Source organism: Streptomyces sp. NPDC005775, from assembly GCF_042871565.1.
Classification (GTDB): Bacteria; Actinomycetota; Actinomycetes; order Streptomycetales; family Streptomycetaceae; genus Streptomyces.
This window is the reverse complement of the sequence record NZ_JBIAIU010000003.1, coordinates 1-12450: the sequence shown is the minus strand read 5'-3', so window position 1 is coordinate 12450 and position 12450 is coordinate 1. Positions and strand designations below refer to the sequence as shown.

Below are 12450 nucleotides of genomic sequence, written 5' to 3'. Positions count from 1 at the left end.
GGACCGGACACGTGAGTACGACCGCAGCGACCGGCTTCTGCCGCGTCACTGTCGTGGCGCCCGACAGCAGGATCGACGTGGCGCTGCCCGAGGACCTCGCCGTCGCCGACGTCTGCCCGGAGATCCTCCGCCTCACCGGCCGGACCCAGGCCGTCGCCACCCCCACCGGCTACCACCTCGTACGGCGCGACGGCACCGTCCTCGACGGCGCCCGCACTCTCGCCGCCCAGCAGGTGCTCGACGGGGAGATCCTCAGCCTGCGCCCCTTCGCGCAATCCCTGCCGCCCGCCGTGTTCGACGACGTCTCGGACGCCGTCGCCTCCGCCGTCTCCCGCGACCGCCACCTGTGGAGCGACGACCTGCTGCGCGGGGCGGGCCCGGCGGGCGCCGCGCTGCTGCTCGTCCTGATGGGCTTCGTCCTCTGGTTCGCCGACCCGGTCCGCCACGACACGCACAGCCTGCCCGGCGTCGTCGCGGGCGCCGCCGGAGTGCTGCTCACCGCCTTCGCGGGCGTCCGCGCCAGGGTCTACGGGGACCGGGTGACGGCCGTCGCCCTCGGCCTCGGCGCCCTGCCCCTCGTCCTCATCGCCGGCTCCGGCGCCATCGGCCCGGACGCCGGCCAGGGGCCGGGAAGGCTCCAGCTCCTGCTCGGCTGCGTCGCCGTGCTGGTCGTCTCGGTGGTCCTGGTCGCCGTCACCCCGGGCGGCGACGCGCCGTTCGTCGCGGCGGCCTTCCTGGCCACCGCGGGCACCCTGGCGTCCTTCGCGGCGATCCTCGCGGAATCCTCGGCAGCCGCTGCGGCCGCCGTCTGCGCCCCGGTCGCCATCGGGCTCGTCGCCTTCCTGCCCGGCCTGTCGGCCCGGTTCGCCCGCCTGCCCATCGGATACGCCCCGCAGCGCACCGCCCGGCCCGGCTACGCCGACGCCTTCGCCGACCCGTTCGCCGATCCGGACGCCGGCCACCGGGACGCACCCGTCGACGCCGCGCACATCGCGGCCCGGGCGCGGCGCGGCCACGAACTCCTGCTCGGCCTCGTCGGCGGCTGCGCGGCCCTCGTCGTCGCGGCCTGCGCGGTGCTCGGTTTCTCCGGCGACTCCTGGGCCCAGCTCCTCGCCCTGGCCACCGGAGCGGCCATGCTGCTGCGGGCCCGGCTCTTCCGCTACACCGCGCAGGTCGTGTGCGTCCTCGCGGCGGGCCTCGGCGCCCTCGCCGTGCTGATCCTCGGTCTCGCGCTGCACCCGCCCGCCGACCTGGTGGCGGCGCTCGCCCGGTACGGGGACCGCGGCTCCCTCGACCTGCGTACGGTCTGGCTCTGCGCGGCCGTCGCAGCCGGAGTGACGCTGCTGACCGCGGCCGGCCTGATCGTTCCCCGCAAGGGGCTCTCCCCCTTCTGGGGGCGCGCGCTCGACCTGACGGAGAGCGCGCTCCTGCTCTCCCTGGTGCCGCTCTGCCTGGCGGTCCTCGACGTCTTCGCGCGCGCGAGGGCCCTCACCGGCTGACACCTGTCGAGGCCGCTCCGTACGGCTGGTATTCTGTCGGTGGCCGTTTGTGTACGCGTTCCCGGTTCATCCTGGGAGCTGCGCTCATCGGACCTTCGCTCCCGAGTCACCCAAGCTCCCCTGAGATCTAGACCAGGGGCACTCGTGGGCGCATCGAACACCAAGAGGAGTACGCGTGCCGCTCGACGCCGCTACGAAGAAGCAGATCATGACCGAGTTCGCGCAGAAGGAGGGCGACACCGGATCCCCCGAGGTCCAGGTCGCCATGCTCTCGCGCCGCATCTCGGACCTGACGGAGCACCTCAAGACGCACAAGCACGACCACCACTCCCGTCGTGGTCTGCTGATCCTGGTCGGCCAGCGTCGCCGCCTCCTGCAGTACCTGGCCAAGAAGGACATCCAGCGCTTCCGTGCGCTCGTCGACCGCCTCGGCATCCGCCGTGGCGCGGCCGGCGGCGCCAAGTAAGGACGCTGTGAAAGGGAGCGGTTCCCACTTCCAGGGGGCCGCTCCCTTTGCCGTACGTGCGGTACCGGGGGCAACCTCAGTACCCTGGACGTACGACGACAGACGAGGAGAGGCGCGCCACGGCCGCCGCCGGTCCTCGGTAGTGGCCCCCGGGACAACGCCCGGGAGCTTCGATCGAAGACCGGCCCCGCACACACGGTGCGCTTCTCCGCACCGTCCTGCGCCACACGGGCGCCAGGACGAAAGACGACGAGTATGGAGAAATCACTAGTGGAGAACGAGACCCACTACGCCGAGGCCGTTATCGACAACGGAACCTTCGGCACCCGCACCATCCGCTTCGAGACGGGCCGCCTGGCCAAGCAGGCCGCCGGCTCCGCCGTCGCGTACCTGGACGACGACACCATGGTGCTGTCGGCCACCACCGCTTCCAAGCGGCCCAAGGACCAGCTCGACTTCTTCCCCCTCACGGTGGACGTCGAGGAGCGGCAGTACGCCGCCGGCAAGATCCCCGGCTCCTTCTTCCGCCGGGAGGGCCGCCCCTCCGAGGACGCGATCCTCACCTGCCGCCTGATCGACCGCCCGCTGCGCCCCTCCTTCAAGAAGGGCCTGCGCAACGAGATCCAGATCGTCGAGACGATCATGGCGCTCAACCCCGACCACCTGTACGACGTGGTCGCGATCAACGCCGCCTCCGCCTCCACGATCCTGGCGGGCCTGCCCTTCTCCGGCCCGATCGGCGCCACCCGCGTCGCCCTGATCAAGGGCCAGTGGGTCGCCTTCCCGACGCACACCGAGCTCGAGGACGCCGTCTTCGACATGGTCGTCGCCGGTCGCGTCCTCGAGGACGGCGACGTCGCGATCATGATGGTCGAGGCCGAGGCCACCGAGAAGACCATCCAGCTCGTCCAGGACGGTGCCGAGGCCCCGACCGAAGAGGTCGTCGCCGCCGGTCTGGAAGCCGCGAAGCCCTTCATCAAGGCGCTCTGCAAGGCCCAGTCGGACCTCGCCGCCAAGGCTGCCAAGCCCACCGGTGAGTTCCCGGTCTTCCTCGACTACCAGGACGACGTCCTGGAGGCCCTCACCAAGGCCGTCCGCACCGAGCTCGCCAAGGCGCTCACCATCGCCGGCAAGCAGGATCGCGAGGCGGAGCTCGACCGCATCAAGGAGATCGCGGGCGAGAAGCTCCTCCCGGCCTTCGAGGGCCGCGAGAAGGAGATCTCCGGTGCCTACCGCGCGCTGACCAAGAAGCTGGTCCGCGAGCGCGTCATCAAGGACAAGGTCCGCATCGACGGCCGTGGCGTCACGGACATCCGTACGCTCGCCGCCGAGGTCGAGGCCATCCCGCGCGTGCACGGCTCGGCGCTGTTCGAGCGTGGCGAGACCCAGATCCTGGGCGTCACCACCCTCAACATGCTCCGCATGGAGCAGCAGCTGGACACCCTCTCCCCGGTGACCCGCAAGCGCTACATGCACAACTACAACTTCCCGCCGTACTCCGTCGGTGAGACCGGCCGCGTGGGCTCGCCCAAGCGCCGCGAGATCGGCCACGGCGCGCTCGCCGAGCGCGCCATCGTGCCGGTGCTGCCGTCGCGCGAGGAGTTCCCCTACGCGATCCGCCAGGTCTCCGAGGCGCTGGGCTCCAACGGCTCGACGTCCATGGGCTCGGTCTGCGCCTCCACCATGTCCCTGCTGAACGCCGGTGTGCCCCTCAAGGCCGCCGTCGCCGGTATCGCCATGGGCCTGATCTCGCAGGAGATCGACGGCAAGACCCACTACGTCGCCCTCACCGACATCCTCGGTGCCGAGGACGCGTTCGGTGACATGGACTTCAAGGTCGCCGGTACGAAGCAGTTCGTGACCGCGCTCCAGCTCGACACCAAGCTCGACGGCATCCCCGCCTCGGTCCTGGCCGCCGCGCTGAAGCAGGCCCGTGACGCACGCCTCCACATCCTCGACGTGATGAACGAGGCCATCGACGTCCCGGACGAGATGTCCCCGAACGCCCCGCGGATCATCACCGTCAAGATCCCGGTGGACAAGATCGGTGAGGTCATCGGCCCCAAGGGCAAGATGATCAACCAGATCCAGGAGGACACCGGCGCCGACATCACGATCGAGGACGACGGCACCATCTACATCGGTGCCCAGCAGGGCTCGCAGGCCGAGGCCGCGCGCGCCACGATCAACGCGATCGCCAACCCGACCATGCCGGAGGTCGGCGAGCGCTACCTGGGTACGGTCGTCAAGACCACCACCTTCGGTGCGTTCGTCTCCCTGATGCCCGGCAAGGACGGCCTGCTGCACATCTCGCAGATCCGCAAGCTCGCCGGTGGCAAGCGCGTGGAGAACGTCGAGGACGTGCTCGGCGTCGGCGCCAAGGTCCAGGTGGAGATCGCGGAGATCGACTCCCGCGGCAAGCTCTCCCTCATCCCCGTCGTCGAGGGTGAAGAGGACGAGAAGAAGGACGACACCGACAAGTGACGTCCCGTAGTTCCGTGACGACGGCCCGCCCCTCCTCGGAGGGGCGGGCCGTCGCCCGTACCCAAACGCTTCTCAAGGGCACCAACGGCATCGGCACGGTCCGCCGCACGGTCCTCCCCGGCGGCCTGCGCATCGTCACCGAGACGCTGCCCTCCGTACGCTCCGCCACCTTCGGTATCTGGGCCAACGTCGGATCACGCGACGAGACCCCGACGCTGAACGGCGCGACCCACTACCTCGAACACCTCCTCTTCAAGGGCACCGCCAAGCGCAGCGCCCTCGACATCTCGTCCGCGATCGACGCGGTCGGCGGCGAGATGAACGCCTTCACGGCGAAGGAGTACACCTGCTACTACGCGCGGGTCCTCGACACGGACCTGCCGCTGGCCATCGACGTCGTCTGCGACATGCTGACCGGCTCCCTGATCGCCCCCGAGGACGTCGACGCCGAGCGCGGCGTCATCCTCGAGGAGATCGCGATGACGGAGGACGACCCGGGCGACTGCGTGCACGACCTGTTCGCGCACACCATGCTCGGCGACACCCCGCTCGGCCGCCCGGTCCTCGGCACCGTCGACACGATCAACGCCCTGAACCGCGGCCAGATCGCCCGCTTCTACAAGAAGCACTACGACCCCACGCACCTGGTCGTCGCCGCCGCCGGCAACGTCGACCACGCCACGGTCGTACGCCAGGTCCGCAAGGCCTTCGAGCGAGCCGGAGCACTCTCCCGCACCGACGCCGTCCCGACGGCGCCGCGCGAGGGCTCCCGCACGCTGCGCACCGCGGGCCGCGTCGACCTGCTGAACCGCAAGACCGAGCAGGCCCATGTGGTCCTCGGCATGCCGGGACTGGCCCGTACCGACGAACGCCGCTGGGCGCTCGGCGTACTCAACACCGCCCTCGGCGGCGGCATGAGCTCCCGCCTCTTCCAGGAGGTACGGGAGAAGCGCGGCCTCGCCTACAGCGTCTACTCGTACACCTCGGGCTTCGCGGACTGCGGACTCTTCGGCGTGTACGCGGGCTGCAGGCCCAGCCAGGTCCATGACGTCCTCAAGATCTGCCGCGACGAACTCGACCGCGTCGCGTCGGACGGGCTCGACGACGAGGAGATCAGCCGCGCCATCGGCCAGCTCTCCGGCTCCACCGTCCTCGGCCTGGAGGACACCGGCGCCCTGATGAACCGGATCGGCAAGAGCGAACTGTGCTGGGGCGAGCAGATGTCGGTCGACGACATGCTGGGCCGCATCGCGCAGGTCACCCCGGACGACGTCCGCGCGGTGGCGGGCGAGGTCCTCGGACACCGCCCCTCGCTCTCCGTCATCGGCCCGCTCAAGGACAAGCAGGCCGACCGCCTCGACGAAGCGGTCTCCTAAATCCCTTTGTAAGGAAGCAGAGCAATGAGCAAGCTGCGCGTAGCCGTTCTCGGCGCCCGGGGCCGTATCGGCTCGGAAGCGGTACGAGCGGTCGAGGCCGCCGACGACATGGAACTGGTGGCCGCACTCGGCCGCGACGACAAGCTGGAGTCCCTCACGGACGCCGGCGCCCAGGTCGTCGTCGAGCTCACCACCCCCACGTCGGTGATGGACAACCTCGGCTTCTGTGTCCGGCACGGCATCCACGCCGTCGTCGGTACCACCGGCTGGACCGATGAACGGCTCGCGCAGCTCGACACCTGGCTCTCCGCCTCGCCGGGGACCGGTGTGCTCATCGCGCCCAACTTCTCCATCGGCGCGGTCCTCACGATGAAGTTCGCCCAGCAGGCAGCCCGCTACTTCGAGTCGGTCGAGGTCATCGAGCTGCACCACCCCAACAAGGCCGACGCCCCCTCCGGCACCGCCGCCCGCACCGCCCAGCTGATCGCCGAGGCCCGCCGCGACGCGGGCTGCGCGCCGCAGCCGGACGCCACCGCGACCGGACTGGACGGGGCGCGCGGCGCCGACGTCGACGGGATCCCGGTCCACTCGGTCCGGCTCCGCGGCCTCCTTGCCCACCAGGAGGTGCTGCTCGGGGGCGAGGGCGAGACCCTCACCATCCGGCACGACTCCCTGCACCACAGCAGCTTCATGCCGGGCATCCTGCTCGGAGCACGCCGCGTGGTGACCACTCCGGGCCTCACATTCGGCCTGGAAAACTTCCTCGACCTGAACTGACTGAGCCCACCGCCATGCGCGCAAAGATCACTTATGCCGTCACCGCCGCCGTCCTGGTCTTCTACTTCGTCCTGGTCGGCAGCCGAGGTGTCCTGCTCATCAAGCACGGCACGCTGCTGACGGTGACCTTCGGGGTCGCCGTGCTGATCCTTCCGGTGATCGGCATCTGGTTCCTCTGGAAGAACACCCAGTTCGTCCGGAGGGCCAACGCCCTGGCCGCCGAACTCGACGCCGAGGGCGGCCTGCCGGTCGATGACCTGGCCCGTACCCCGAGCGGCCGTATCGACCGGGACTCCGCAGACGCGGCGTTCGCCCGCCGCCGGGAGGAGACGGAGGACACCCCGGACGACTGGCGCTGCTGGTTCCGCCTCGCTGTCGCCTACCAGGACGCCCGGGACACCCCGCGCGCCCGCAAGGCCATGCAGCGCGCCATCGCCCTCCACAACCGCCCGGCACCCACTACGGCGCCGTCCGGCACCTCAGCCCCGGCGGCCACATCGAGCCCGTCCGGCGATTGAGGACATACGTGCCGGACGGGCCCGCCCCGGCTAGGGCTGCCGGTACTCGTCCCCCCACGCCTCGATCGTGTCGGCGGCCCGGTCGAACGCCTCACCGCGCGCCAGGAAGTCCGCGTTGGAGTCCGTGAGCAGCGGCGGCACCGCGTCCCCGCCCTTGCGTACGACGATCAGGGCCTGGCCCTGCACCGTGCGCGGGAACCCGAGCCACTTCACCGGCTGCTGCACCGTACGCACCGCGGCGGCGCGGTTCCACGGCACCGTGGTGGTACGGAAGAAGCCCACGCGGCGCACACCGTGCCGGCTCACCCAGGCGCCGATCCGCAGCATCCGCAGGGCGCAGAGGATGATCGCGAGGGCCAGGGCGAGACACGCACCGGCCCCGGGCATCGCCCCGGCGAACGCCGTGATCATGCCGGCGAACAGGATGAACGAGGCAAGCAGCAGCAGGCCTGCCGCGGCCGCGACACGCCAGGGCCCGGGGCGGTAGGGGCGCCGCCAGCTGTCGTGGTCGTCGAACGGCAGCGCGATGTCCTCAGCGCTCGCGTCAAATGCGCGGTCGGCCGTCAGAAAGGGCAGGGGCACGACTGATCCTCACTCACAAGCACGCTCGATTGCTGTGCCCGGTGAGGCTACCGAGGTGGCCACCGACCCGACCACCCCAGGGGGTCCGTACGAGTCAGCGTCCGTGCGCCGCCTCGGTCTGCTGGCTGTGCTGCGGCGACTGCTCGGGTCCCAGGGCGGGCAGGCCGAACAGCAGCGAGCCGACGAGTCCGGCGACCACGACGAGACCGGTCAGGGCGCGGCCCGCCTTCTCGGAGAGGGAGGTGCGCTCCCGCGGGGGCGGTGTGACGTTACTGCGGAATCGGTCGGCCTCGGCTACGAACGAGAACGGGACGGATTCACGCCGGCGGAACATGAGGTAACTCTCCTTGAACTCTGATTCGGGTGGTGCTACTGAGTCAGACGCACGACGAGCCCGATCGGTGCCCCGAATCGCCGGATCGGCCGAAGAAATCCCCGGACGGGCGGTGCGGACCGCGTTGTCAGTGGCGGCCCGTAGAGTGGGCGCCGCCCGAGCGACGCCATTGGAAGGACCCCCGCCGGTGACCGAGACCCCCGAGCCCGCAAGGCCCAGCTTCCGCAGTGATGTCACCGTTGACCTGGTGAAACACGCCGCAGGCGACTCCGATGTGCTGTTCGCCGCCCGTGTTTCCACGGCCGGTGAGCAGTCCCTCGAAGAGGTCACCAAGGATCCTGAGCGCTCCAAGGGGCTCATCAACTACCTGATGCGGGACCGGCACGGAAGCCCGTTCGAGCACAACTCGATGACCTTCTTCATCAGCGCCCCGATCTTCGTGTTCCGCGAGTTCATGCGGCACCGCGTCGGATGGTCGTACAACGAGGAATCGGGCCGCTACAGGGAGCTGGAGCCGGTCTTCTACGTCCCGGGGGAGTCCCGCAAGCTCGTCCAGCAGGGCCGTCCCGGCAAGTACGAGTTTGTGGACGGCACCGCGGCCCAGGCAGAGCTCACCGGCCGTGTCATGGAGGCCTCGTACCGCCAGGCGTACGAGGCCTATCAGGAGATGCTCGCCGCCGGCGTCGCCCGCGAGGTCGCCCGGGCGGTCCTCCCCGTCGGCCTGTTCTCCTCGATGTACGCCACGTGCAACGCCCGCTCGCTGATGCACTTCCTCGGCCTGCGCACGCAGCACGAGCTCGCGAAGGTGCCGTCGTTCCCGCAGCGGGAGATCGAGATGGTCGGCGAGCAGATGGAGGCGCACTGGGCCCAGCTCATGCCGCTCACCCATGCAGCCTTCAACAAAAACGGACGCGTCGCCCCGTAGGCGGTGTCCGTATTGCGGCGTTTCGTGAAGTTCATCTAGGCTGATCAAACGGACCCGGCACTGCTTGAACCCCCGAGCAGGCAGTGCCGGGCTCCTACTGCGTGTCCCCCCGAGGGGACACCGGGCGCCGAGCAACGAGTAGCGTGGTACCCATGGCTCCGATCTCCACTCCGCAGACCCCCTTCGGGCGGGTCCTCACCGCTATGGTCACGCCCTTCACGGCGGACGGCGCACTCGACATCGACGGCGCCCAGCGGCTCGCCACCCATCTGGTGGACGCAGGCAACGACGGCCTGATCATCAACGGCACCACCGGCGAGTCCCCGACCACCAGCGACACGGAGAAAGACCAGCTCGTACGGGCTGTCCTGGAGGCGGTCGGCGACCGGGCGCACGTCGTCGCCGGCATCGGGACCAACGACACCCGTCACAGCGTCGAACTCGCCCACACGGCCGAGCGCAGCGGCGCCCACGGCCTTCTCGCGGTCACGCCCTACTACAACAAGCCGCCGCAGGAGGGCCTCCTCCGGCACTTCTCGGCGATCGCGGACTCCACCGGCCTGCCGGTCATGCTCTACGACATCCCCGGCCGCAGTGGTGTGCCGATCGACACGGAGACCCTGGTCCGGCTGGCCGAGCACCCGCGCATCGTGGCCAACAAGGACGCCAAGGGCGATCTCGGCCGCGCCAGCTGGGCCATCGCCCAGTCCGGGCTGGCCTGGTACTCGGGCGACGACATGCTGAACCTGCCGCTCCTGTCGGTGGGCGCGGTCGGTTTCGTCTCGGTCGTCGGTCACGTCGTGACCCCGGACCTGCGCGCACTCATCGAGGCCCACCTCGGCGGAGACGTGCAGAAGGCCACGGAGATCCACCAGAAGCTGCTGCCGGTGTTCACGGGCATGTTCCGCACGCAGGGCGTCATCACCACCAAGGCCGCGCTGACCCTCCAGGGACTCCCGGCGGGCCCGCTGCGCCTCCCCATGGTGGAACTCACCGCACAGGAGACGGCACAGCTCAAGATCGATCTCGCCGCCGGTGGGGTACAGCTGTAACCACGGACTTCACAACTGAATACGCGAACAACGTTCGCGACAGAGCCACACCAAAGACAACAGCAAGTGCACGAATGACATGCGCGCCACGTGCCCAAGCGGTACGTGGCGTGCGTGGTAAGGAGAGTCTTTTGAGTCATCCGCATCCCGAACTCGGCACCCCGCCGAAGCTCCCGAAGGGCGGCCTCCGGGTCACCCCGCTGGGTGGCCTCGGCGAAATCGGCCGCAACATGACGGTTTTCGAGTACGGCGGCCGCCTGCTCATCGTCGACTGCGGCGTCCTCTTCCCCGAAGAGGAGCAGCCGGGAATCGACCTGATCCTTCCGGACTTCACCACGATCCGGGACCGCCTCGACGACGTCGAGGGCATCGTCCTCACGCACGGACACGAGGACCACATCGGTGGTGTCCCGTACCTGCTGCGCCTGAAGCCGGACATCCCGCTCATCGGCTCCAAGCTGACCCTCGCGCTCATCGAGGCCAAGCTCCAGGAGCACCGCATCCGTCCCTACACCCTTGAGGTCAAGGAGGGGCAGCGCGAGCGCATCGGAGTCTTCGACTGCGAGTTCATCGCGGTCAACCACTCCATCCCGGACGCTCTCGCGGTCGCCATCCGCACGCCTGCGGGCATGGCCGTCGCCACGGGCGACTTCAAGATGGACCAGCTGCCGCTGGACGGTCGTCTCACCGACCTGCACGCCTTCGCCCGGCTGAGCGAGGAAGGCATCGACCTTCTTCTCTCCGACTCGACGAACGCGGAGGTCCCCGGTTTCGTACCGCCGGAGCGGGACATCCAGAACGTCCTGCGCACGGTCTTCGCCAATGCGCAGAAGCGCATCATCGTGGCGAGCTTCGCCAGCCACGTGCACCGCATCCAGCAGATCCTGGACACGGCTCACGAATACGGCCGCAGGGTCGCCTTCGTGGGACGTTCGATGGTCCGGAACATGGGCATCGCCCGTGACCTGGGATATCTGAAGGTGCCCGCGGGACTGGTCGTCGACGTCAAGACCCTCGACGACCTGCCCGACGACGAGGTCGTGCTGGTCTGCACGGGTTCGCAGGGCGAGCCGATGGCGGCCCTGTCCCGGATGGCCAACCGCGACCACCAGATCCGCATCGTCCAGGGCGACACCGTCATCCTCGCGTCGTCGCTGATCCCGGGGAACGAGAACGCGGTCTACCGCGTGATCAACGGCCTGACCCGCTGGGGCGCCAACGTCGTCCACAAGGGCAACGCCAAGGTGCACGTCTCGGGCCACGCCTCGGCCGGCGAGCTGCTGTACTTCTACAACATCTGCAAGCCGAAGAACCTGATGCCGGTCCACGGCGAATGGCGCCACCTCAGGGCCAACGCCGAACTGGGCGCCCTCACCGGCGTTCCGAAGGACCACATCGTCATCGCCGAGGACGGCGTGGTCGTCGACCTGATCGACGGCAAGGCCAAGATCGTCGGCAAGGTTCAGGCCGGTTACGTGTACGTCGACGGCCTCTCGGTCGGCGATGTCACCGAGACCTCCCTCAAGGACCGCCGCATCCTCGGCGACGAGGGCATCATCTCGGTCTTCATCGTGGTCGACAGCTCCTCGGGCAAGATCGTGGGCGGTCCCCACATCCAGGCCCGGGGCTCCGGCATCGACGACGCCGCGTTCAGTGCGGTCGTGCCGAAGGTGCAGGAGGCGCTCAACAAGTCGGCCCAGGACGGCGTCATGGAGCCCCACCAGCTCCAGCAGCTCGTCCGCCGCACGGTGGGCAAGTGGGTCTCCGACACCTACCGCCGGCGCCCGATGATCCTTCCCGTCGTCGTCGAGGTCTGACCCCGACAGGCGCGAACTCCGGAGCGGGGCCCCCGATTTGCATCGGGGCGCCCCGCTCCAGTACGTTTACGTCTCCGCCTCACCGGGAAGCAGCGCGCGCACGTGTACGCCGCGAGCCCCCGAGGAGGCTGAGAATTCCGACTCAGAACTTCTGATAATGTCGGATCCGCCGAAAGGCAAGGCCTCTTCAACGGCCACTGGATTCAAATTCGGACCGGTAAACGGAACGAAATGGGTCTGGTAAGGTTGGAACCGCTGAAAAGGGAAAGCGCGAAAGCGAAGAACTGGAAAGCGAAAATGCGAGGCCCGCTTCGACCGGGAATCGGACACGAAAGAGTCTGATAGAGTCGGAAACGCAAGACCGAAGGGAAGCGCCCGGAGGAAAGCCCGAGAAAATGTTCTGAGGGTGAGTACGAAGGAAGCGTCCGTTCCTTGAGAACTCAACAGCGTGCCAAAAGTCAACGCCAGATATGTTGATACCCCGACCTGTTTCGGCAGGTTCGAGGTTCCTTTGAAAAGTCCTAACAGGCTTCACGGCCTGGTAGGCAATGCACACAGCGAGGACATAGTGAACGACCGGTCCTATTCCGACTCGGTTGTTCCGCTCTCGTGGTGTCTAC

11 protein-coding genes are annotated in these 12450 nt (G+C 68.9%); 9 read left to right on the top strand and 2 right to left on the bottom strand.

Going from position 1 to position 12450, the window contains the following annotated elements; genetic code table 11:
- The first annotated feature begins 11 nt into the window (after positions 1 to 11).
- The 6 genes from eccD to ACFYPA_RS07465 all read left to right on the top strand — a co-directional run bounded on the left by eccD (position 12) and on the right by ACFYPA_RS07465 (position 7120).
- Positions 12 to 1499: a type VII secretion integral membrane protein EccD gene (gene eccD / locus ACFYPA_RS07490; protein ID WP_389130438.1), complete on the top strand. Its 1488-nt coding sequence runs from the start codon at positions 12 to 14 to the stop codon at positions 1497 to 1499.
- 175 nt (positions 1500 to 1674) lie between these two features.
- Positions 1675 to 1965, top strand: coding sequence for a 30S ribosomal protein S15 (gene rpsO / locus ACFYPA_RS07485; RefSeq protein ID WP_018551846.1), 291 nt, complete (start codon positions 1675 to 1677; stop codon positions 1963 to 1965).
- A 270-nt stretch (positions 1966 to 2235) separates the two neighbouring features.
- The gene (locus ACFYPA_RS07480) at positions 2236 to 4449 is read left to right on the top strand and encodes a polyribonucleotide nucleotidyltransferase (protein ID WP_359077839.1); all 2214 of its coding nucleotides are present in this window, start codon (positions 2236 to 2238) and stop codon (positions 4447 to 4449) included.
- Positions 4446 to 5825, top strand: a complete 1380-nt coding sequence (locus ACFYPA_RS07475; protein ID WP_359077753.1) for a pitrilysin family protein — start codon at positions 4446 to 4448, stop codon at positions 5823 to 5825. Before ACFYPA_RS07480 ends, ACFYPA_RS07475 begins: the two co-directional genes overlap by 4 nt.
- 24 nt (positions 5826 to 5849) lie before the next feature.
- Entirely contained in the window at positions 5850 to 6602 is a 753-nt protein-coding gene (gene dapB / locus ACFYPA_RS07470) for a 4-hydroxy-tetrahydrodipicolinate reductase (RefSeq protein ID WP_359317044.1), read from the top strand.
- A gap of 14 nt (positions 6603 to 6616) precedes the next feature.
- The gene (locus tag ACFYPA_RS07465) at positions 6617 to 7120 is read left to right on the top strand and encodes a hypothetical protein (RefSeq protein WP_359317041.1); all 504 of its coding nucleotides are present in this window, start codon (positions 6617 to 6619) and stop codon (positions 7118 to 7120) included.
- A gap of 30 nt (positions 7121 to 7150) precedes the next feature.
- Here the strand turns inward: ACFYPA_RS07465 and ACFYPA_RS07460 are convergent, their stop codons facing one another.
- Both ACFYPA_RS07460 and ACFYPA_RS07455 read right to left on the bottom strand, forming a co-directional pair.
- Positions 7151 to 7702 carry a hypothetical protein gene (locus tag ACFYPA_RS07460; RefSeq protein WP_359077758.1) on the bottom strand — a complete coding sequence of 184 codons (552 nt, stop codon included), beginning with the start codon at positions 7700 to 7702 and terminating at the stop codon, positions 7151 to 7153.
- A 94-nt stretch (positions 7703 to 7796) separates the two neighbouring features.
- The gene (locus tag ACFYPA_RS07455; RefSeq protein ID WP_359317038.1) at positions 7797 to 8036 is read right to left on the bottom strand and encodes a hypothetical protein; all 240 of its coding nucleotides are present in this window, start codon (positions 8034 to 8036) and stop codon (positions 7797 to 7799) included.
- Between the two features lie 187 nt (positions 8037 to 8223).
- Between ACFYPA_RS07455 and thyX the strand changes: the two genes are divergently transcribed.
- The 3 genes from thyX (at position 8224) to ACFYPA_RS07440 (ending at position 11830) form a co-directional block, all read left to right on the top strand.
- Entirely contained in the window at positions 8224 to 8961 is a 738-nt protein-coding gene (thyX, locus tag ACFYPA_RS07450; protein WP_359317036.1) for an FAD-dependent thymidylate synthase, read from the top strand.
- Positions 8962 to 9113: 152 nt separating this feature from the next.
- Positions 9114 to 10013 carry a 4-hydroxy-tetrahydrodipicolinate synthase gene (gene dapA, locus ACFYPA_RS07445; RefSeq protein WP_359317033.1) on the top strand — a complete coding sequence of 300 codons (900 nt, stop codon included), beginning with the start codon at positions 9114 to 9116 and terminating at the stop codon, positions 10011 to 10013.
- 131 nt (positions 10014 to 10144) lie between these two features.
- Positions 10145 to 11830 (top strand): ribonuclease J, encoded by a 1686-nt coding sequence (locus ACFYPA_RS07440; protein WP_359077766.1) that lies wholly within the window; start codon positions 10145 to 10147, stop codon positions 11828 to 11830.
- Positions 11831 to 12450 lie beyond the last annotated feature (620 nt).